General features: G+C 58.4%; 16 protein-coding genes. 5 read left to right on the top strand and 11 right to left on the bottom strand.

Features of this window, described 5'->3' with window-relative positions; translation table 11 throughout:
• Window positions 1-38: 38 nt before the first annotated feature.
• Entirely contained in the window at window positions 39-2,567 is a 2,529-nt protein-coding gene (locus tag FGA82_RS15900) for a PepSY domain-containing protein (protein ID WP_141127876.1), read from the bottom strand.
• Window positions 2,568-2,801: 234 nt separating this feature from the next.
• A complete protein-coding gene (locus tag FGA82_RS15895) occupies window positions 2,802-5,123 on the bottom strand; it encodes a TonB-dependent receptor (RefSeq protein WP_141127781.1) in 2,322 nt (773 codons plus the stop codon).
• Window positions 5,124-5,330: 207 nt separating this feature from the next.
• Between FGA82_RS15895 and FGA82_RS15890 the strand changes: the two genes are divergently transcribed.
• Entirely contained in the window at window positions 5,331-6,011 is a 681-nt protein-coding gene (locus FGA82_RS15890) for a Fe2+-dependent dioxygenase (protein ID WP_141127780.1), read from the top strand.
• The gene (locus tag FGA82_RS15885) at window positions 6,008-6,784 is read left to right on the top strand and encodes a tetratricopeptide repeat protein (RefSeq protein WP_141127779.1); all 777 of its coding nucleotides are present in this window, start codon (window positions 6,008-6,010) and stop codon (window positions 6,782-6,784) included. Before FGA82_RS15890 ends, FGA82_RS15885 begins: the two co-directional genes overlap by 4 nt.
• A gap of 17 nt (window positions 6,785-6,801) precedes the next feature.
• Here FGA82_RS15885 and FGA82_RS15880 read toward each other — a convergent pair whose 3' ends face one another.
• From FGA82_RS15880 to FGA82_RS15850, 7 genes are all read right to left on the bottom strand, one after another.
• Complete coding sequence (locus tag FGA82_RS15880) at window positions 6,802-7,803, bottom strand: alpha-xenorhabdolysin family binary toxin subunit B (RefSeq protein ID WP_141127778.1); 1,002 nt, start codon at window positions 7,801-7,803, stop codon at window positions 6,802-6,804.
• Between the two features lie 32 nt (window positions 7,804-7,835).
• Window positions 7,836-8,891 (bottom strand): alpha-xenorhabdolysin family binary toxin subunit A, encoded by a 1,056-nt coding sequence (locus FGA82_RS15875; protein WP_141127777.1) that lies wholly within the window; start codon window positions 8,889-8,891, stop codon window positions 7,836-7,838.
• Between the two features lie 160 nt (window positions 8,892-9,051).
• A complete protein-coding gene (locus FGA82_RS15870) occupies window positions 9,052-10,215 on the bottom strand; it encodes a type III PLP-dependent enzyme (protein ID WP_008088754.1) in 1,164 nt (387 codons plus the stop codon).
• Window positions 10,216-10,865: 650 nt separating this feature from the next.
• Window positions 10,866-12,023 (bottom strand): osmoprotectant ABC transporter ATP-binding protein OsmV, encoded by a 1,158-nt coding sequence (locus FGA82_RS15865; RefSeq protein ID WP_034154441.1) that lies wholly within the window; start codon window positions 12,021-12,023, stop codon window positions 10,866-10,868.
• Complete coding sequence (locus tag FGA82_RS15860) at window positions 12,020-12,673, bottom strand: ABC transporter permease (RefSeq protein ID WP_064585940.1); 654 nt, start codon at window positions 12,671-12,673, stop codon at window positions 12,020-12,022. Before FGA82_RS15860 ends, FGA82_RS15865 begins: the two co-directional genes overlap by 4 nt.
• A gap of 12 nt (window positions 12,674-12,685) precedes the next feature.
• Window positions 12,686-13,579 (bottom strand): glycine betaine ABC transporter substrate-binding protein, encoded by an 894-nt coding sequence (locus tag FGA82_RS15855; protein ID WP_038357501.1) that lies wholly within the window; start codon window positions 13,577-13,579, stop codon window positions 12,686-12,688.
• Between the two features lie 20 nt (window positions 13,580-13,599).
• Window positions 13,600-14,289, bottom strand: coding sequence for an ABC transporter permease (locus FGA82_RS15850; RefSeq protein ID WP_169844036.1), 690 nt, complete (start codon window positions 14,287-14,289; stop codon window positions 13,600-13,602).
• Between the two features lie 357 nt (window positions 14,290-14,646).
• Between FGA82_RS15850 and FGA82_RS15845 the strand changes: the two genes are divergently transcribed.
• The 3 genes from FGA82_RS15845 (at window position 14,647) to FGA82_RS15835 (ending at window position 18,608) form a co-directional block, all read left to right on the top strand.
• On the top strand, window positions 14,647-16,230 hold the full coding sequence (locus FGA82_RS15845) for a peptide chain release factor 3 (RefSeq protein ID WP_064119440.1): 1,584 nt from the start codon (window positions 14,647-14,649) through the stop codon (window positions 16,228-16,230).
• A gap of 757 nt (window positions 16,231-16,987) precedes the next feature.
• Window positions 16,988-18,187 carry an MFS transporter gene (locus FGA82_RS15840; RefSeq protein ID WP_141127776.1) on the top strand — a complete coding sequence of 400 codons (1,200 nt, stop codon included), beginning with the start codon at window positions 16,988-16,990 and terminating at the stop codon, window positions 18,185-18,187.
• A 160-nt stretch (window positions 18,188-18,347) separates the two neighbouring features.
• Entirely contained in the window at window positions 18,348-18,608 is a 261-nt protein-coding gene (locus FGA82_RS15835; protein ID WP_141127775.1) for a hypothetical protein, read from the top strand.
• Window positions 18,609-18,817: 209 nt separating this feature from the next.
• Here the strand turns inward: FGA82_RS15835 and FGA82_RS15830 are convergent, their stop codons facing one another.
• Together FGA82_RS15830 and FGA82_RS15825 are read right to left on the bottom strand one after the other, a co-directional pair.
• Window positions 18,818-19,798, bottom strand: coding sequence for a peptide ABC transporter ATP-binding protein (locus FGA82_RS15830; RefSeq protein ID WP_007917625.1), 981 nt, complete (start codon window positions 19,796-19,798; stop codon window positions 18,818-18,820).
• Complete coding sequence (locus FGA82_RS15825) at window positions 19,798-20,766, bottom strand: ABC transporter ATP-binding protein (RefSeq protein WP_102900707.1); 969 nt, start codon at window positions 20,764-20,766, stop codon at window positions 19,798-19,800. Before FGA82_RS15825 ends, FGA82_RS15830 begins: the two co-directional genes overlap by 1 nt.
• Window positions 20,767-20,774: the final 8 nt, after the last annotated feature.

The raw sequence follows: 20,774 nt of genomic DNA, 5'->3' as shown, positions 1-20,774 counted from the left end.
CCCCTCTCCCTTTGGGAGAGGGCTAGGGTGAGGGGCTTTTAATAGACATCACGCCGATATCGACCCTGCTCAATCAACCGCTCTACTTCGGCACTGCCGAGGATGTCGTTTAGCGCTTGATCAACCCCCGAAGCCATCCCCTGAAGGCTGCCGCAGATATAAATAACCGCCCCGTCCGCCAGCCATTTCTTCAACTCACCCGCCGATTCACGCAAGCGATCCTGCACATAAATCTTCTCGGCCTGATCCCGCGAAAACGCCAGATCCAGCCGCTCCAGATCACCATTGATCAACCACTCTTCCAGCTCCGCGCGGCAGAGGAAATCGTGTTGACGATTACGCTCGCCAAACACCAGCCACTGGCGCTGCTGACCATCGGCAATCCGCGCCTTGAGCAAACTGCGCAGTCCTGCGATGCCGGTGCCGTTGCCCAGCAGAATCATCGGCAACGGCTCGTTCGGCAGATGGAAACCACTGTTGCGCCGCACCCGCAGGCTGATGCTGCCGCCCACCGGCGCGTGCTCGGTCAGCCAGCCAGAACCGATGCCAAGGGTGCCATCGGCATGCTGTTCCTGGCGCACGATCAACTCCAGCACACCATCGGCGGCAATCGAGGCGATCGAGTATTCGCGCATGGCCAGCGGCACCATCGCGTCGACCAGTGATTGCGCGTGCAGGCCGACCAGATGGGCGCGATGCTCGGGCAATTGGCGCGAGGCCAGTGCCACTTCCAGCGGCTCGTCGAGGCCGTTGATTTTCACTGGGGTTTCACCGCGAATGCCGAGGCCGTCGAGGAAATGCTCGATGGCCCACGGGCAGTTGCGCGGCAGCACCTCCACCAGATCGCCGGCCAGCCAACTGCTGGTGTTCGGTGCGTTCAAGCCCAACAGATAAACCGGTGCGCCGCTGCTGTCCGGGTTCATCAATTCGCGGCGGGTCAGCGTCCAGTTGTCGTAGCTTGGCGCTTGCCAGGTATCGACCGGCGCTTGTCCGGTGAGCAGACCGAGTTGGGTTTGCCAGTGGCGCAGCGCGTATGGATCGCCACTGTCGACTTCCACGGGCGCGAACAGGGTCTTGCCGCCGTGTTCGCTCAGCCACTGATGCAGGCGCTTGGCGAAGCCGCAGAAGTGCTGATACTGACGATCACCAAGACCGAGCACCGAGTAATTCAAACTGTCGAGCGTTGCAGCCTTGCTCAACACTTTGCGCTCAAAACCGCGCGCGCTGTCCGGAGCTTCGCCGTCGCCGAAAGTGCTCACGACAAACAATGCATTGTTCGAATCACGCAGATCCTGCTCGCTGACATTGGCCAGCGGCTGCACCTTCACCGGCAACCCGGCGGCCTGCAATTGCCCGGCGGTCTGCCACGCCAGTTGTTCGGCAAAACCACTCTGGCTGGCGAAACCGATCAGCCACGCCGAGGCATTGCCAGTCGGTTGTTCGAGGCCTTTTCGCGCATCCTTGATCTGCTTTTTCTTGCGCCGACGATCGAGGTACAGCAGCCATCCGGTGATGAAAAACAGCGGCATGCACACCGCCGCGACGGTGATGATGATCCGTCCGACCAGACCGAAATAGCTGCCGACGTGCAGCGCATAAATGCTGGTCAGCAGTTGCGCCTTGAAGCTCTTGTCGGCGTAGCGGTCGACGCGTTTGACCACGCCGGTGGCCGGGTCGAGGGTGATCTGGTTCAGCGCGCGATCATGCGGCGAGCTGTCGAGCAGATAGAACACGGTTGCCGGTTGGCCAGCCACGGCCGGCATGCGGATGTTGTAGGCGGCCAGTCCCGGACCCGCAGCGCTGTAAATGCTGCTCCACATCGCTGCGTAATCGGCAGTCGGCGCCGGGCCTTCAGGCGCCGGACCACGACCGCCGCGCACGCGCTCGTTTTGCGGTGCGTCGGAAAGCAGCTTGGTCAGGCCTTTGTTGTACCACTCGTAGGACCACGACAACCCGGTCAACGCTAGCAGCAGATACACCAGCAGGCACCAGGTGCCGGCCACCGAATGCAGATCCCAATTGAAGGCGCGGCCCTTTTTCTTCCAGTCCAGCGTCAGCCATACGCGCCAACTGTTCCACTGACGTGGCCAGCGCAGGTACAGACCGGAGAGACAGAAAAACAACAGGATCAGCGTGCAGGCGCCGGTGATGTTGCGTCCGGTATCGCCCATCGCGAGGAAGCGGTGCAGTTGCAGCATCAGGCCGAAGAAGTCCTGGCCGACGGCATCGCCCATGAATTCCCCGGTGTACGGATCGAAGTAGCGCATCTCGCCGCGACGCTCACCCTTGGGCGGGGTGAAGAACACTTTCGCTGCGCTGCCGCTGTCGGTCTCGACCCAGAGCATCGAGACTTTTTTGCCCGACGTGGCTTCCATGCGCTCGACCAGTTCGACGGGCGGCAGGACGCCGGCGACTTGTTTTTCCACCTGCAGGACGGAGGGATTGATCGCCCGCAGGATTTCATCCTGAAACGAATAGGCCGCGCCGGTGATGCCCATCAAGGCCAGCACCAGGCCTGCGGTGATGCCAAAAAACCAGTGCAACTGGAACAGGGTTTTCTTCAACACGTCACTCGCCGTCCATTCGGAAATTGTCTTCACGGCGCGCATTATGCCGTGGGTTATCGAGAAGCGTTCTTTATTACGCACAAAAGCCCCGTTCAATTGAATGAACGGGGCCAAGCCTTGCGGCGCATACCTTGTGGGAGCGAGCTTGCTCGCGAATGCAATCTGTCAGTGACATGAAGGCTGACTGACCCACCGCTTTCGCGAGCAAGCTCGCTCCCACAGGTTCCACCGTGTTTAGAAGTGGAAGTTGGTGCTCAACAATGCCGTACGGCCCGCCGCCTGGTTGGCGAAGTGGGTCGAGAAGGCTTTGTCGTAGTAGGTTTCGTTGGTCAGGTTCTGCACGTTGAGTTGCAGGTCGACGTTCTTGGTCAGCTTGTAAGCCGCCATCGCGTCGTAGCGAACATACGAGTCAACCATGGTGGTGTTGGCCACGCTGCCGTACACGTCGTCGACGTAGAACGCACCGCCACCGATGGTCAGCTTCGGCGTGACCTGGTAAGTGGTCCACAGGCTGGCGCTGTTTTTCGGCGTGTTAGGCAGTTCGTTGCCATCGTTGGCCTTACCCATCGGGCCGCCGTCGACTTGTTCGCTGTCCATGAAGGCGTAACCGGCGAACACTTGCCATTTGTCGGTGATCTTGCCGCTGGCCGACAGTTCGATACCTTGTACGCGGGTCTTGCCAGCGTTTTCGTACGAGGTGGTGTCGACTTGCACACGAGCGTTTTCTTTCTCGGTGCGGAAGATGTCAGCGGTCAGCGACAGGCGATCGTTGAGCAGATCCCACTTGGTGCCGATTTCGTAGTTCTTGGTGGTTTCCGGCTCCATGTCGCTGCTCAGCAGATTGCCGCTGCGATCTGCCGTGCCGCCCAGCGGGTTGCCTTCTTGACCTTCGCCCAAGGTGTTGCCTGGCGGTGTGGCCGAGGTAGCGTAGGACGCGTAAATGCTGCCGTTTTCCGCAGGCTTGTAGACGACACCGAACTGACCGGTGACGAACTCGCTGGTGTCATCGCCCTTGGACGTGGTGGTACCAGCGGCGTTGTAGGTCTTGTAGTCGGTGTCGAAGTGGTCGTAACGCAGACCCATGTTCACCAGCCATTGCTCGTTCAGCTCCAGCGTATCGAACACATACAGCGCGTAGGTGTTGGCCTGGGTGTCGGTGCCGGCGTAGTTGCGCGAAATGGCGCCGTTCCACGGATCGTTTGCGTTTGGATTCGACAGCGAGGTGCAGTTGTAGCCACTTGAAGCGCCGATCATCGACGGTGTGCAGTTGCTGCTCGCCGGCACGTTGGTCGTGCGCGGCGTGGTGTCGGTGTTGACGTTGTACGAGGACTTCTGGCTTTCCTCACGGGTGTACTCGACACCGGTGGAGAAGCTGTTCTTGAAGCCAGCAACATAGAAGTTGCCGAACAGGTCAGTCTGGTTGGTGGTGGTCTCGGTGTTGCTCACCCGAGTATTCGCCCGACGCCAGAGGCTGCCATTGTTGACGTTGCCCTTGCTGTCGTCCGGCTGGGTCAGGATGTAATCCTGCATGCTGGTGCCGTGACGCAGGGTGTTCTTGATCGTCAGCGAATCGCTCAGGTCATGCTCGATGGCGAACGTCGCGGTGTCGGTGCGGCCCTTGCGGAAGTCGCGATCCAGACCGTAGAAGTTGCTGTGATCGCCACCGGCGTACGGCTTGTCCGGGTTGGACTTGGTACGTGCAGCCGAACCGCCGGCCGGGATGGTGTAAGGGATGCCCGAATCCGGGGTGTCGTTGCTTTCGAGATGGTAATAATCGAGGTTGACGCGGGTGTCGGTGCCCAGGCCAAACGCCAGGGACGGCGCGATACCCCAGCGGTCATAGTCGACCTTGTCGCGACCGGCGACATTGCTCTCGTGGCTCATCAGGTTCAGACGGCCAGCAGCGGTGTCGCTGAACTGGTAGTTGCCGTCGAGGGTATAGCGCTGGGTCTGGTCGGAGCCCCAGGTGAAACCACCGTCGAACGAGTTACCCAGGTGGGCTTTCTTGCTCACCAGGTTGATGCTGCCGCCTGCTGCGCCACGACCGCCGATGGCGGAGTTCGGGCCCTTGCTGACTTCAATGTTTTCCACGGCGAAGATTTCGCGGCTCTGCGAACCGGTGTCGCGCACGCCGTCGAGGTAGGTGTCGCCCTGGGCGTCGAAACCGCGAATGAACGGACGGTCGCCCTGTGGGTTGCCGCCTTCACCGGCGCCGAAGGTGATGCCCGGCACGGTGCGCAACGCGTCCTGCATGTTCAGGGCGCCGGTGTCTTTGAGGACTTGTTGCGGAATAACGGTGACCGAGCGCGGCGTGTCGACCAGCGGCGCGGTGTACTTGGGCGAGGAGGCTTTTTCGACCTGGTAGGACGTCGAGTCCTGGGCTTCGCCGGTGATGGCGGTGGCGTCCAGGGCGATGGCGTTGCCGGAGGCTTTGCTGTCGGTTTTTTCCGCGGCGAACACCATCTGGCCAGCGGAGCCGGCGGTGATTGCCACACCGATTGCAGAGGCGAGCAGACGTGGTGAACTGACCGGAAGTTGTGCGTGTTGACGTGCCATTTTTATTCCCCTCCCCAAGGATTTGAGGCGGCGGAATATAGGGTAAACAGGTATTCGTATCAATTGCGAAACATTGTTATTCGCACTGAATTTACATTCTTTACAATTTAACCTTACGGTTTTTGCCAGTTCATTCGTCTCTCGGGTTTTACACGGTCAATAAGAATCAATACCATTGCCGCCTCTTTGCCATCAGGTGTCATTGCCATGCTGTTGCACATCCCCGGGCTGTTCGCGAAAGACGAAGTGCAGCGCATCCGCGACGCACTGGAACAGGCCGATTGGGCTGATGGAAAGATCACTGCCGGTTTTCAATCGGCCAAGGCCAAGCACAATCTGCAACTGCCCGAAGGCCATCCGCTGGCCAAGGAAATCGGCGCGGCGATGCTTGAACGGCTGTGGAAAAACCCACTGTTCATGTCCGCCGCGCTGCCGCACAAAGTCTTTCCGCCGTTGGTGAACTGTTACACGGCGGGTGGCAGTTTCGACTTTCATATCGACAACGCGGTGCGCCAACCAAAGGGCAGCATTGAACGCGTGCGCACCGATTTGTCGGCGACGCTGTTCTTCAGCGAGCCGGAGGACTACGACGGTGGCGAGCTGGAAATCCAGGACACCTACGGCACTCGACAGGTGAAGTTGCCCGCCGGCGATATGGTGTTGTACCCGGGCACCAGCCTGCACAAAGTCAACGCGGTCACTCGTGGTGCGCGTTATGCGTCGTTCTTCTGGACGCAAAGTCTGGTGCGCGAAGACAGCCAGCGCGCGTTGCTGTTCGAGATGGACGGGGCGATCCAGCAACTCACTCAGGATATGCCTGATCACCCGTCGCTGATTCGCCTCACTGGCACTTATCACAACCTGTTGCGTCGCTGGGTCGAGGTATGACTTTCCAAATACGTCGCGAGGAGGTCCTCAGCGGTGCGCAACTCAGTGCCATGCTCGAGCAGAGCCCGGCCCGAGCCGCACAGGCGATTCTGCTCGCGGCGGGTGAAGGTGAAGTTGAAGCGCAGGCGTTGCTCGGGCAGATCCTGCTGGATGGTCAGGGCATCGCGCAGGATCAGTCGCTGGCGCTGCGTTGGTTCGGCATCGCGGCCGAGCGCGGGCACCTGATGGCGCGCAACATGCTCGGGCGTTGTCATGAGCATGGCTGGGGCGTGGCTGCGGATGCGTCGATTGCCGCGCAGCACTATCGGATCGCAGCGGAAGCCGGGCTGGATTGGGCAATGTACAACCTCGCCAATTTGCTGGCGACCGGGCGGGGCGTCGCGATGAATCATTCGCGGGCGTTGGCGCTGTATCGGTGCGCTGCCGAGCGGAGACATGCGAAATCGATGAACCTGCTTGGGCGGTATCTGGAAGAAGGGCAGGCATGCCCGGTGGATGCGGCGGCGGCTCGCGACTGGTATCGACGTTCGGCCGAGGGTGGGGATTTTCGAGGGCAGTTCAGTTTTGCTGCGGTGTTGGCGGGTGAGGGGCGGATCGAAGAAGCTCTCAATTGGTTGGGTGAAGCAATGAGCAAAGGCAACCTGGCTTTTCTTCGTGTCAGCAGTGAGTCGCTGCTTGCCTCCCCGCATCCGGATATCCGCAGCATGGCTCAGGCCTATCGTCAGAGGATGACTTTACTGGAGTCCCGGACCGTTGCCCCTCATCTGCAATGAGGGGCAACGGATGGCGATCAACCGCGTAGCCAGCGTCCCTGAAGCTTGTTCATATACCTGAGCAGTGCCTGGCTGTTTTTGAGCATGAGTTCGCCGCGTGCCAGGATGTCATCGCGAGACGTATACATGACCGTATCGAGAAAGGCATACAGCGCGTCGATCAGTTTGTTGGTTTCACTGACATAAACCTGTCGGTGGGGAATGACTTTTTGCGTGTCATTCAATTGCCGGGTTCTGTTGTCGTTTTCACGCAACTGGCTTGTCAGAGACGACACGCGTTCCTCACGCTGCGAGATGCGGTTCTGAATGACGTCCCGGGCTTTGGTCAGGCTCTGGTATTTGATCAGCTCGTTGGCCTCGTCCAGAAATTTGTTGGCAACAATGATGCCGGCCTCCATCGCGGCGCTTTGCGGCGTTGATGCGTCTTTGCCAAGCAAAGTCTTTAATTGATCCAGCAGTGGTTTCAGGCGGTCGATAATTGTCAGCTTCTCGAACTCCTTGATCGCATTGTTCAGCACGAGCAAATCAGCATTCATTTGGACGATGGGCGCTTGCTCGGTGATGAGTTGCTGCTCCAGAACGACTCTGGCGTCGGCAAGTTCCGCGAGCCGGAAACGATTGTTGCTGATGCTTGCGCTCTGGACGTTGTAAACGCCGTCTTCGAGTCTTGCGTGCAATTGCGAAATCTGGTCAGTGCACAGGTCCATCAGTTGGCTGGAGATTGTCGAATAGACCTTGATGGCTTCCTTGGTCTGGGTGTCTGTTTGACGCGCCATCAACGCTGTCAGGGCTTGCAGGTTCTCGCGCAGATCATCGGTTTCCAGTGCGACGATAGCGCTGGTTATGGCGTTGGCGGCCAGCTGATCCGCGTGGCCAACGGCTGCGTTGAGGCCAAGCAGCTCGTCGCCCAGGGCTTTGATGTACAAATTGGCGGAGCCCACAATCGCTTGATATCGGATGGCTTCACGACTGTCGTTAACTGTGGTCAGCTCGGGGAGCTGGTAACTCGCAAGTGTCATAAGAATATCCTTTTCGTTGTTTTTTATATGAGTCAGTCGAAGGCGGCGATCAGTGCATTCGAGTTGTTTTGGATGGTCTTCCAGTTTTTCAAGACAACACGCAAACTTGAAACGAAACTTCTGAGGGTGAGGAAGTCATGCATGCCCATTACTTTGTTTTTTGAAGAGTCGATATACTCGGAGATTGTTACCCAGACTGTTTCAAGTTGCGACGTGCTCTGAATGGCGCCGTCTACATAGATTAAAAGACTGTCAAGGTCAGCGTGCAACTGCAGAAGAGTGCCGGCGAGAATGTCTTTTTGTTTAACCTGTTCTACCAGTTGGTCCCGTTGCTCGCGCAACGGAGCAATATTTTTAATCTCGAATAATTCCAGCGTTTGATAAACACCCTTCGGGTAGGGGCTTACAAAAGCCAGGAAGTGCTCGAAGAAATTTGGTTCGGCCTCTCGAATCTTCTCATCGAGGCGCGCTTGAGCTTTATCAATGGCCAAGTTCAAATCGGTGATCTGCCGATTGATCTCGTTATTGTTGGCGAGTTTCATCTTGCTGCCGATGCCGGGAGCGACGATATTGTTGAGCTCGGCCTTGAAGTACTGTAAGCGCAGTATCACGTCCTGACTGTTCAGCTTCTTCTCATCAATGGAGTCGGCGATAAACAACAGCGATTCCTGAATGGAGCCAAATCGGTTTTTCTCCGACTTGCCTATTTCCAATGGCGGCAGACTGTTTATTTCATCCTCGGTGAGCGTGCTGATGGTGCCGAGATAATTCAAGTAACCGGGCATGGTTGCGATGGCGTCGATAATTTCCTGGCCAAAGTTTTCCAGGTCCTCCGAGAAGGCTGCCAGGCTGCCGCCGACGCGCTTCATGGAGTATTCGATATCACCCCACGCGTTGGCGTTGTTGATGACCTTATGGTTAAGTTCGACAACGTCAAATGGCTCTAGGCCGACAATGCCGGTATGTTTTACCTGTAACTGGGTTTCTACATCCGCGATCGTTCGGGGCAGTGATTGCGCGGTAGAGATATAGTCCTTGATTTTCTTTATATCGTTTTTTGTAATTGATTTGGTTGAACTCGTTTGCACTTTTTAATCCTTTTCAAGTGATATTGAGTTCTTAGATTAGAGTTTGTTTGCAGGCGAGGTATATGTTTTCTATGTAACTTGTTGTTGGTGGGGAGTTGTTGTTTCAGTATTGAAATAAAAAAAACCCGTGCCTGGGCACGGGTTTTGGGGGGGAGAACTATTATACGTAATATGACTTCAACGGCGGAAAGCCATTGAACTCAACGGCGCTGTAACTGGTGGTGTACGCACCAGTCGACAGCCAGTACAACCGATCACCGATCGCCAGGTTCAGCGGCAGACCGTATTTGTAGTTCTCGTACATGATGTCGGCGCTGTCGCAGGTCGGGCCGGCGATGACCACTTCTTCCATCTCGCCTTTCTTCTCGGTCCAGATCGGAAACTTGATCGCTTCGTCCATGGTTTCGATCAGGCCAGAGAACTTGCCCACATCGGTATACACCCAACGCTCGACGGCAGTGCGCGACTTGCGTGCAACCAATACCACTTCGCTGACCAGAATACCGGCGTTGGCGATCAACGAACGGCCTGGCTCAAGAATGATTTCCGGCAGATCATCACCGAAGTCTTCTTTCAGGAAGCGGATGATTTCTTCGGCGTAGGTTTCCAGACTGTTGGTGCGGGTGATGTAGTTGGCCGGGAAGCCACCGCCCATGTTGATCAGCTTGAGGTGAATACCGTCTTCTTCTTTCAAACGCTCGAAGATCACTTTGACCTTGGCGATCGCCGCGTCCCAGACGCTGATGTCGCGCTGCTGCGAACCGACGTGGAAGGAGATGCCGTAAGGCACCAGGCCCAGATCGCGGGCGAGGATCAGCAGGTCCATGGCCATGTCGGTCTGGCAGCCGAATTTGCGCGACAGTGGCCAGTCAGCCGTGGTCGAGCCTTCGGTGAGGATGCGCACATAGACTTTCGAGCCCGGTGCAGCCTTGGCGATGTTGCGCAGGTCGGCTTCGGAGTCGGTGGAGAACAGACGCACGCCCTTCTCGTAGAAGTAGCGGATGTCCTTGGATTTCTTGATGGTGTTGCCGTAGCTGATACGGTCGGCGCTGACGCCGCGATCCATCACCTTGTCCAGCTCATAGATCGAGGCGATGTCGAAGCTCGAACCTTTCTCTTTGAGCAGGTCGATGATCTCGACGGCCGGGTTGGCCTTGACCGCGTAGTAGACCTTGGCGAATTCGAAACCGGCGCGCAGGTCATCGTAGGCCTGGCTGATCATCGCGGTGTCGATCACCACGAACGGGGTTTCCTGTTTATCGGCGAACGCCTTCATTTTGTCGAATGTAGCGCGCGCGAAATAGTCTTCGACCTGGATCGACATGCTGGGAACTCCTACTGGCAAACTAAGTTAATCAATGGGTGCAAATGAACGCCCTCCGTATCCCCACTTTGGTTCGCCTACTTCCCAAGGCATGTCGCCGAAAGCAAAAAGGCCATGGGATGTGCAGCTTTCCCTTGGCCTTGCTGTCTCGTCGTCAGTACTTGAGCCGGATGGATCGTTTCCAGCATGGACGTTCGGCGCGAACTTTAGGGCGTGAGGGGCGTGAGATCAACTAAAAATGTCGCGTTTTTGCACGCTTCTGACGTGCGTCGCGTTCATCACTCTTTGTAGCCGACCGAGATGACGGACAGATGTTCCCCGAGAATTTTCCAGTGTTAAAAATACCTGCACGTTCGCGGATTATGTCGGCGAAGTCGTGGATAAGTGTGATGGCGGCAACATCGGCGACGTTGGCGGCGAGAGAGCGGTTTGAGATGGATTTTGGCTGTTTCGCAGGTCGCTAAAGATAGGCTGTGAGCTTATTCGGTGTTGAGATTCTTTTCCGTCTGATGAGTGAAGAAAAAATCACCCGGATCCTGTGGGAGCGAGCTTGCTCGCGAAGGCATTTTCACAGTCGACATCGTTGTTGACTGATATTTCGCTTTCGCGAGCAAGCTCGCTCCCACAGGGTTTTGTGTTTTACCGGTTAATCAGGCGACCACCGCCTCAGCCGGCGAGACGATACTGGTCTTCATCCCGCGCGAACGACCCGAACTCAGATAAGCCGCAATCGACTCCTGCGTCACTTCACCGAGGAACACCCGCTCGGCATCCATCACCGGCAGCCACGAACGATTGAACTCGTACATCCGCGACAGCAGGATGCGCAAATGCTCGTCGTACGCCGCCGTGGCGTTGAACTCACGCAGGAACTGCGCGCAAGTGCCGGTCTGACGATGCAGATCACGACGACGCACATAGCCCAACGCCTTGTTCTCGGCACAGGTGACGACCACATAGCGACGGTCATGTTCGTCCATCAATTCCAGCGCATCGGCCACCGGGGTTTCCGGGCTCACCGACGGCGCGTTGTCCGCCGCATCTTCGGCTTTCACCAATAACAGACGCTTGAGCGTGCTGTCCTGACCGACGAAGTTGCTGACAAAGTCGTCTGCCGGGTGCGCGAGCAGCGTGTCCGGATGATCGATCTGCAGCAGTTTGCCGGCGCGGAAAATCGCGATCTTGTCGCCGAGTTTGATCGCTTCGTCGATGTCGTGGCTGACCATGATCACGGTCTTGTTCAGCGCGCGCTGCATCTCGAAGAACTCGTTCTGAATCATCTCGCGGTTGATCGGGTCGACCGCGCCGAATGGTTCGTCCATCAACAGCAGTGGCGCATCCGCTGCCAGTGCACGGATCACGCCGATGCGCTGTTGCTGGCCACCGGACAGTTCGCGCGGATAACGATGCAGATACTGCTTGGGCTCCAGCTTGATCATGCTCATCAACTCGCGGGCGCGGTCGTGGCATTTCTGTTTGTCCCAGCCGAGCAGTTTCGGCACGACGACGATGTTTTCTTCGATGGTCATGTTCGGGAACAGACCAATCTGCTGGATCACGTAACCGATGTTGCGACGCAGGGTCACTTCGTCGAGATCGGTGGTGTCTTCGCCATTGATGAGGATCTTGCCCGAGGTCGGTTTGATCAGGCGGTTGATCATTTTCAGCGTGGTGCTTTTGCCGCAACCCGATGGCCCGAGGAACACACAGATTTCGCCTTCATTGACGGTCAGGCTCACCGAGTCCACGGCTTTGACATCTTTGCCGTTGCTTTGAAAAGTTTTGCTGAGGTTTTGAAGTTCGATCATTTGAGGAGTCCTTTTGGAGTCAGCGTACGTTGCAGCCACTGCAGGAGAAGGTCGGCGAAGATCGCCAGAAGACTGACCAGCAGTGCGCCGACGATGAGCATCGACATGTCACTGCGGCTGATGGAGGCGAGGATCAACACACCGAGGCCGCCGGCGCCGATGGTCGCGGCGATGGTCATTACGCCGATGTTCATCACCACGGCGGTACGCACGCCAGCGAGGATCACCGGCACGGCGATCGGCAGTTCGACCATGCGCAGGCGCTGGCCGAAGGTCATGCCGATGCCGCGTGCGGCTTCACGGATGCCCGGTTCTACACCGGTCAGGGCGAGGTAGGTGTTACGCATGATCGGCAGCAATGAATAGAGAAATACTGCAGTGATCGCCGGCATCGGCCCGAGGCCCTGGCCGAACTTGGAGTAGAACGGCAGCAGCAGACCGAACAGGGCAATCGACGGCACGGTCAGCAGCACCGTGGCGCTGGCTTGCAATGGACCGGCGAGAGTCGGAAATCGCGTCATCAGAATGCCCAATGGCACGCCAACGACAATCGCCAGGGTCACGGCAATGCCGACGAGGGTGATGTGCTGCCAGGTCAGGTGCATCACCTGCTGCCAGTCGAGGTGGGAAAAGGCGTTCAGAAATTCCATGACTTTTCCTCCTTAGTTAAGTGGGTGCTGGCGCAGGAAATCGGCGGCCACTTTCGAGGGGCTTTCGTGATCGACATCGACCCGCGCGTTGAGCTGGCGCATGGTTTCGTCGTCGAACAGTTCGGCCAGCGGCTTGAGTTGCTCGGCCAGTTGCGGGTGCGCGTCGAGGTAGGCCTGACGCACCACCGGCGCGGCGGTGTAGTCGGGGAAGTAATGCTTGTCGTCTTCCAGCAACTTGAGGCCAAAGGCGTTGAGACGCCCGTCGGTGGTGTAGACCAGACCGGCGAACACCTGGCCGTTACGCAGCGCGGTGTAAACCAGGCCCGCGTCCATCTGGCGGATGTTCTTGCGGGTCAGGTTCATGCCGTAGAGATCGACCATGCCGATCAGACCGTCGGAGCGGTTGGCGAACTCGGTATCCAGCGCCACCAGATGATTGGTCTTGGCCTCGGCGCGCAGCACTTCGTTCAACTGGCTGATGTTGTTGATCTGTGGATATTCCTCGGCGACTTTTTTCGGCAGGGCGAGGGCGTAGGTGTTGCTGAATTTCGACGGAGTCAGCCAGACCAGGCCTTTTTTCGCGTCGAGTTCTTTCACCCGGGCGTAGGACTGGGCGCTGTCGAGTTTTTCGGTGACATGGTTGTAGGCCACCAGCGATACGCCGGTGTACTCCCAGAGCATGTCCAGTTGCCCGCTTTCGTGGGCGCTGCGGGCGAGGTTGCTGCCCAGACCACCGGTGATCTGCGCGTCGTAGCCTTTGCTGCGCAGGTATTGCGCGGTGATTTCGGCGAGCAGGGTCTGCTCGGTAAATACTCGTGCGCCGAGGCGGATAACCGGTTTTTCAGCGGCTTGGGCGACGCCTGCGAACAGCAGGATACAGCCCAGAATCAAGCTCAATCGTTTCATAGGTATTCCTTCACAAAGCCTTAAGACGGGCGCAAACCGCGTTCCAGCCAGAGGCGGCTGGCGAGGGTGACGACGCCATCGAGCAGCAAGGCCAGCAGTGCGGTGCACGCGGCGCCGAGCAGCAGTTGCGGCTGATTGTTCAGGGCGATGCCGGGGAAGATCAGGCTGCCGAGGCTGTTGGCACCGATCAGGAAGGCCAGCGGCGCGGTGCCGACGTTGATCGCCAAAGCCACGCGCACACCACCGACAATGATCGGCACCGCGTTGGGCAATTCGACTTTCCACAGCACTTGGCGCGGGGTCATGCCGATGCCGACGGCTGCTTCTTTCAGCGAGCCCTGTACGTTTTTCAGGCCTTCGTAGGTGTTGCGCACAATCGGCAACAGGGAGGCGAGGAACAAAGCGAAGATTGCCGGGCCACTGCCGATGCCGAGGACGCCCAAGGCAATCGCGAGCACGGCCAGCGGAGGCACGGTGTTACCGATATTGAAGATCTGCATGAAGCGTTCAGCGCGGCCGACCATGGTCGGGCGACTGAGAAAGATGCCGGCAGGGATGCCCACGACAAGGGCAGCCAGCATTGAAGCGAGGACGAGAATCAGATGAGCTTGCAGGTAAAACAACAAATCGTCGCGGTAGTGTTCGATCGTGTTGATGCCGATCCAGTGGACCAGCAGGGCCAGGAGCGCGATCACCACCGCACCTCCCATCAGCCCTTTGCCATAGCGGATAGCCACAGGCGGACTCCTTTTTTTGTAGTCGGCGAACGCTCTCCCGTGTGGCATGCCATACATGGCTGCCGGGAATAAACGTTCGCGAGAAGCAGCTCCCTCAGCACCGGCAAAAGCGGTCTGAAAGCGAGCCATGAGCGCAGCCTCGTCAGGCTAACTTGCTGATTTTTCAGCCCCTGACGAAAATTCGTAACAGGGGATGGACGTCTCCGTGCTTTAAAAGGTTCCCATCTGCGGCAGCATTTGGCCACCCTTAATGTGCTCAACGGTTCGGTTATTGCATCGAGTTGGGCTATAATCGCGGCCCTTTTTTGAATCACCGCCAGGCGATTTCCCATGACCAACCAGGCCGCCGAAGTCGCGAAACGCCGCACTTTCGCCATTATTTCCCACCCCGATGCCGGTAAAACGACGATCACCGAAAAGCTCCTGTTGATGGGCAAGGCGATTGCAGTGGCCGGTACGGTGAAATCCCGTAAATCCGATCGCCATGCGACATCCGACTGGATGGAGATGGAGAAACAACGGGGTATTTCCATTACCACGTCGGTCATGCAGTTCCCGTATCGCGAACACATGATCAACCTGCTCGACACCCCGGGCCACGAAGACTTCTCCGAAGATACCTACCGCACCCTGACGGCGGTCGACTCGGCATTGATGGTTCTCGACGGCGGTAAAGGTGTCGAGCCACGGACCATTGCGCTGATGGACGTCTGCCGTCTGCGTGACACGCCGATCGTCAGCTTCATCAACAAACTCGACCGTGACATTCGCGACCCGATCGAACTGCTCGACGAAATCGAAGCCGTTCTGAAAATCAAGGCTGCGCCGATCACCTGGCCGATCGGTTGCTACCGCGACTTCAAGGGCGTGTACCACCTGGCGGACGACTACATCATTGTCTACACCGCCGGTCACGGTCACGAACGCACCGAAACCAAGATCATCGAGAAGCTCGACTCCGACGAGGCGCGCGCGCATCTGGGCGACGAGTACGAGCGTTTCATCGAGCAGCTGGAACTGGTTCAGGGCGCCTGCCACGAATTCAACCAGCAGGAATTCCTCGACGGTCAGCTGACCCCGGTGTTCTTCGGTACGGCATTGGGCAACTTCGGTGTTGACCACGTTCTCGATGCTGTTGTTGATTGGGCGCCGCGTCCGCTGGCCCGTGTGGCCAACGAGCGTACCGTCGAGCCGGTGGAAGAGAAGTTCTCGGGCTTCATCTTCAAGATCCAGGCGAACATGGACCCGAAACACCGCGACCGCATCGCCTTCATGCGCATCTGCTCCGGCAAGTACGAGAAAGGCATGAAGATGCGCCACGTGCGCACCGGCAAGGACGTGCGTATCGGCGACGCCCTGACGTTCTTCTCCTCCGAGCGTGAGCAGCTTGAAGAAGCCTTTGCCGGCGACATCATCGGTTTGCACAACCACGGCACCATTCAGATCGGCGACACCTTCAGTGAAGGTGAAACCCTGGGCTTTACCGGTATCCCGCACTTCGCCCCGGAGTTGTTCCGTCGTGTGCGTCTGCGTGATCCGCTGAAATCCAAGCAGCTGCGTCAGGGTCTGCAGCAGTTGGCCGAAGAGGGTGCAACGCAGGTGTTCTTCCCGGAGCGCAGCAACGACATCATTCTCGGCGCCGTCGGTGTGCTGCAGTTCGATGTGGTCGCCAGCCGTTTGAAAGAGGAATACAAGGTTGAGTGCTCGTATGAGCCGATCACTGTGTATTCCGCTCGCTGGATTGAATGCGGCGACAAGAAGAAGCTTGAGGAGTTTTCCAACAAGGCTGTGGAGAATCTGGCGGTCGATGGCGGTGGGCACCTGACCTACCTCGCGCCGACGCGGGTTAACCTGGCGTTGATGGAAGAGCGTTGGCCGGATGTGAAATTCCGTGCGACGCGTGAGCATCATTAAGTTCTGAATTGGTTTGTCGAAAGCCCTCGATGTGAAAGCATCGGGGGCTTTTTGTTTTGGTCTTGGCGGCCTGTGGGCCGACCAGGTTCTTGGGGTTTTGGGTGAATATCCCTTGCTACGGGTGTTGCTGCTGGCGGTTTCGCTCTTACAGCGAGTCCCTTTGGCAAACGCCCCAAAGGAACCAAAGGTCTGCGCCCTGACGTTCGGCCCACTCGCTGAGGCTCGGGGTTCCTTCGCTCCGGGATCGATCCGGGGGGCATCGCTTCCGGTTTGCTTCGCTGCACCTCCTTTCGATGTGTTCGACTTCGTCGAACGGCGCTGCGCGCCTACCCCCGGATCAATCCCTCCACTCAGCCTGCCGACGGGCTCCAAGATCAAAAGCAGGCGAGCTGACACTCGGCCTATTGAGTGGTTAAGGGCCAAGCGGTGTTCGGCTCTTGATTTGTGTTGGGGCTGCCCCTCACCCCAGCCCTCTCCCGAGGGAGAGGGAGCCGATTTGTGGGCCTTTCAAAACCTGAGTTCGGCTCGGTATTTCACGTCGGCGTACATCTCCCAAACACCTCGGTTAGTCCCCTCTCCCTCCGGTTGAGGGCTAGGGTGAGGGGCTTTTGATCTCAAGTCGGTTCCTGGTTCCGTCAGCGCAATGGCTGTAGGACGACTCCGTTTTTCATGATCTCGATGCACTTGAACGCGACAACCCGCGTGCTGACCGTTAGTGTTTCAGCTCCACGCAAGTCGCTTTGGAGAGGTCAACGGAATGACGAGTCGCCTGACTCACTTGCTACGACTGGACGGCTATTTCGGCGTGATGGCCTGGGTGCTCGCGGCGCTGTTGTTCATCAATCGCCTGAGCAGCATGGTCAAGCTGTTCATGGCGCTGTATCTGCGTCAGGAGCTGGGTCTGGCGATCGAGACCGTTGGCTGGTTGCTGTCGGCCTATGGTGCAGGTTTGCTGGTCGGTTCGATGCTCGGTGGCTGGCTCAGTGATCACGTGCGCACGGCGCGGCTGACGGCGGCGTTGTTCTTTGTTTCGGTGTGGGTGCTGATGCTGTTGGGGCTGGTCACGCAAGTGCCGTTGCTGGCGGCATTGCTGTTGCTCAGTGGAACCATCGATGGCGCCATTCGCACGCTGCATCAGCGGCTGATCATGGAATATTGCGAGGTGGCGCAGCGCTCGCGTGCGCAGGCGTTGAGTCGGGTGGCGCGCAACCTTGGCATGGCCGCCGCCGGTGTGGCGGGCGGGGTGTTGGCGCAGACTGATTTTCGCTGGGTGTTTTTTGGCAGCGCGGCGATGACGTTGCTGGCCTTGCTGTGGTTTGTCCGCACCACGTGGCAGCGTCCGGTGCTGATCAATGAAGAGTCATCCACCGTCGGCGCCGGTGGTTCGGGTGTGCCGTATCGCGATACACCCTTCCTCTGGTTGTTGGCAGCGACGGCCGTGCTCGGCATCGCGTTCGACACGGTCTACAGCACGCTGGGCAACTATCTGCGTGATTACTATGAGTTGAGCACAAAGGCCATTGGTTGGCAGTTCGGGCTTAATGCGTTGTTGGTGATCGCGCTGCAGATTCCGCTGTCGCATTGGGGCGAGCGCTGGGGGATGCGCCGGCAAATGCTGCTCGGCAGTGTGTTGCTGGCTTGCGGGTTGGGCATGCTGCCGTTCGGTTCCGGGCTGTTTTACGTCTGCCTGTCGACGCTGATCTGGACCTTGGGCGAGGCCTTTTTCATGCCGCCGCTGAATGTGCTGGCCATGCGTTTTGCTCAGGGCGGCAAAAGCGGTCAGTACTTTGGCCTGTTCTTTATGAGCTGGAGCGCCAGTGCGCTGTTGTCACCGGTACTCAGTGGCCAGTTGTACGGTCAATTCGGTGGCCACAGTGTGTGGCTGGCGAGTGCGCTGATGGTGTTGATTTCCATGCCGTTGACTTGGCAGGCCACCCGCCTGCGCCCGCTCGCTTAGCTGATCCGGCTATTGGCGTTATTCGAAAGCAATCTGTCTGCTAAGGGCATTTCTGCGCGCTCGTTAGCGTCCTATCTGGTGAACCCGATGGATCGGAACTAGATTTCACACAGCGCCAGTCAGGCACGAATGTCTCACCTGAAAAAGGATGGAGTCGGCTATGAAAAGCAGATTGCTACGGGTTTTATTGCTATTGAAAGTGATGGTCATGCTGTCCCTCGGCACCGCGACGGCCTGGGCCGAGTGCGAGGATCACGATTCTCAGGCGTTCAACGGCCAGGTCGGGCACAGCGGCTTGATGCTCGCCAAGTCTGAGTCCGAACCAGGCGATCAGGGGCAGGGTGGTGCTGCCGATGATGACGACTCGACCACCGATGAGCCGGACACTGATGATCCGGACGACGGCGACAGCCAGACGTAAATTGCAGGCAAAAGAAAACCCCTTCTGCTTCGACTGATGCGCAATCGAGGCGGGAGGGGCTTGCTCAACACTTTATCACTGAATAAACACGATCCCTGTAGGAGCTGCGGCACGCTGCGATCTTTTGATTCTGATTCTGACAATCAAAAGATCGCAGCCTCGTTTCACTCGACAGCTCCTACAGGTTTTGTATCGCTCTCCAGATTTGCTTACGCCGCGCCGTCGAGGAATTGCTCGGCGTAGTGGCAAGCCACCTGCCGGCTGTCGAGCTGGCGCAACGCCGGCTCTTCCGTGCTGCAACGCTCGGTCGCATATGGGCAACGCTTGTGGAAAGCACAGCCCGGTGGCGGGTTCAGCGGGTTGGGCAGTTCGCCGACGATCTTGATTTTCGGCTTGTTCGGGTCCGGGTGAATGGTTGGGGTCGCCGACAGCAGCGCCTGGGTGTAAGGGTGCAACGGACGCTCGTAGATGTCGTTCTTCGGACCCAGTTCCACCGGGCGACCGAGGTACATCACCATCACGTCATCGGCCACGTGTTGCACCACCGCCAGGTTGTGCGAAATGAACACGTACGCGGTGTTGAACTCCTGCTGCAGATCCATGAACAGGTTCAGTACCTGCGCCTGAATCGACACGTCGAGCGCAGAAGTCGGTTCGTCCGCCACCAGCACTTTCGGTTGCAACATCATGGCGCGCGCCAGGGCGATACGCTGGCGCTGGCCGCCGGAGAACATGTGCGGATAGCGCTGATAGTGCTCAGGACGCAAGCCGACCTGCTTCATCATCGCCTGGACTTTCTCGCGACGCTCGGCGGCGGAGAGGTTGGTGTTGATCAGCAGCGGCTCGCCGAGCTGATCACCGACTTTCTGCCGTGGATTCAACGACGCGTACGGGCTCTGAAAGACCATCTGCACGTCTTTGCGCAGTTGCTTGCGCTGGGCCTTGTCGGCGCCGGCGACTTCCTGGCCGGCGATTTTCAGCGAGCCGGACGACGGATCTTCAATCAGCGTCAACGCGCGGGCGAGGGTGGATTTACCGCAGCCCGATTCACCAACAACGGCGAGGGTCTTGCCGGCTTCCAGTTCGAACGACACGCCGTTCAGTGCGCGCACGGTCGCGTGGCCCTTGAACAAGCCACGGGAGACTTCATAGTGACGGGTCAGGTCGCGGGCGGTAAGTACGACGGCCATTACGCCACCTCCTGGTTCAGCGGGAAGAAGCAGCGGGCGAGGCTGTGGGCTTTCGGATCAAGGCCTGGACGCTGCGCGCGGCAGCTGTCCTGCACGTACGGGCAGCGCGGCGACAGCAGGCAACCCTGCGGACGGTCGTAGCGGCCCGGAACGATGCCCGGCAGGGTCGACAGGCGTGCGGCACCCAGGCTGTGTTCGGGAATCGCTTTGAGCAGCGCTTCGCTGTACGGGTGTGCAGGGACGTCGAATAGTTGCGGCACTTGGCCGACTTCAACGGCTTGCCCTGCGTACATCACGCAGACGCGCTGGGCAGTTTCCGCCACGACCGCGAGGTCGTGAGTGATCAGCACCAGGCCCATGTTCTGTTCTTTCTGCAACGCCAGCAGCAGATCCATGATCTGCGCCTGAATCGTCACGTCCAGAGCGGTGGTCGGTTCGTCGGCAATCAACAGTTTCGGCTCGCCGGCAATTGCCATGGCGATCGCAACGCGTTGGCTCATACCGCCGGACAATTGGTGCGGATAGGCGTCCATACGGCTGGCGGCGCCCGGGATTTCGACTTTTTCCAGCAGTTCGATCGCACGTTTGCGCGCTTGCTTGCCAGACATCTTCAGATGCAGACGCAGCACTTCTTCGATCTGGAAACCGACGGTGTAGCTCGGGTTCAGCGCGGTCATCGGGTCCTGAAAGACCATCGACAGGTCTTTGCCGACGATTTGCCGACGCTGACGGTTGCTCAGCTTGAGCATGTCTTTGCCATCAAAGCTGAGCGCGTCGGCGGTGACGATGCCGGGGTGCTCGATCAGGCCCATCAGCGCCATCATGGTCACGGATTTACCCGAACCCGACTCGCCCACGATGGCCAGTACTTCGCCTTTGTCGACTTTCAAATCGAGGCCATCGACCACCGGGGTCGCGGTCTTGTCGCCGAAGCGGACGTTGAGATTCTTGATTTCTAGCAGTGACATGGGAATCT

Source organism: Pseudomonas fluorescens, from assembly GCF_005938625.1.
Lineage (GTDB): Bacteria > Pseudomonadota > Gammaproteobacteria > Pseudomonadales > Pseudomonadaceae > Aquipseudomonas > Aquipseudomonas fluorescens_BD.
This window is presented reverse-complemented; position numbering and strand designations above follow the sequence as displayed.

Bases quoted from the DNA above. Each gene is read 5' to 3' on its own strand.
- FGA82_RS15865 (WP_034154441.1), bottom strand. From the start codon at position 12,023: ATGATCGAACTTCAAAACCTCAGCAAAACTTTTCAAAGCAACGGCAAA.
- FGA82_RS15830 (WP_007917625.1), bottom strand. From the start codon at position 19,798: ATGGCCGTCGTACTTACCGCCCGCGACCTGACCCGTCACTATGAAGTC.
- FGA82_RS15895 (WP_141127781.1), bottom strand. From the start codon at position 5,123: ATGGCACGTCAACACGCACAACTTCCGGTCAGTTCACCACGTCTGCTC.
- FGA82_RS15850 (WP_169844036.1), bottom strand. From the start codon at position 14,289: ATGGGAGGTGCGGTGGTGATCGCGCTCCTGGCCCTGCTGGTCCACTGG.
- FGA82_RS15855 (WP_038357501.1), bottom strand. From the start codon at position 13,579: ATGAAACGATTGAGCTTGATTCTGGGCTGTATCCTGCTGTTCGCAGGC.
- FGA82_RS15890 (WP_141127780.1), top strand. From the start codon at position 5,331: ATGCTGTTGCACATCCCCGGGCTGTTCGCGAAAGACGAAGTGCAGCGC.
- FGA82_RS15825 (WP_102900707.1), bottom strand. From the start codon at position 20,766: ATGTCACTGCTAGAAATCAAGAATCTCAACGTCCGCTTCGGCGACAAG.
- FGA82_RS15860 (WP_064585940.1), bottom strand. From the start codon at position 12,673: ATGGAATTTCTGAACGCCTTTTCCCACCTCGACTGGCAGCAGGTGATG.
- FGA82_RS15845 (WP_064119440.1), top strand. From the start codon at position 14,647: ATGACCAACCAGGCCGCCGAAGTCGCGAAACGCCGCACTTTCGCCATT.
- FGA82_RS15880 (WP_141127778.1), bottom strand. From the start codon at position 7,803: ATGACACTTGCGAGTTACCAGCTCCCCGAGCTGACCACAGTTAACGAC.
- FGA82_RS15885 (WP_141127779.1), top strand. From the start codon at position 6,008: ATGACTTTCCAAATACGTCGCGAGGAGGTCCTCAGCGGTGCGCAACTC.
- FGA82_RS15840 (WP_141127776.1), top strand. From the start codon at position 16,988: ATGACGAGTCGCCTGACTCACTTGCTACGACTGGACGGCTATTTCGGC.
- FGA82_RS15870 (WP_008088754.1), bottom strand. From the start codon at position 10,215: ATGTCGATCCAGGTCGAAGACTATTTCGCGCGCGCTACATTCGACAAA.
- FGA82_RS15835 (WP_141127775.1), top strand. From the start codon at position 18,348: ATGAAAAGCAGATTGCTACGGGTTTTATTGCTATTGAAAGTGATGGTC.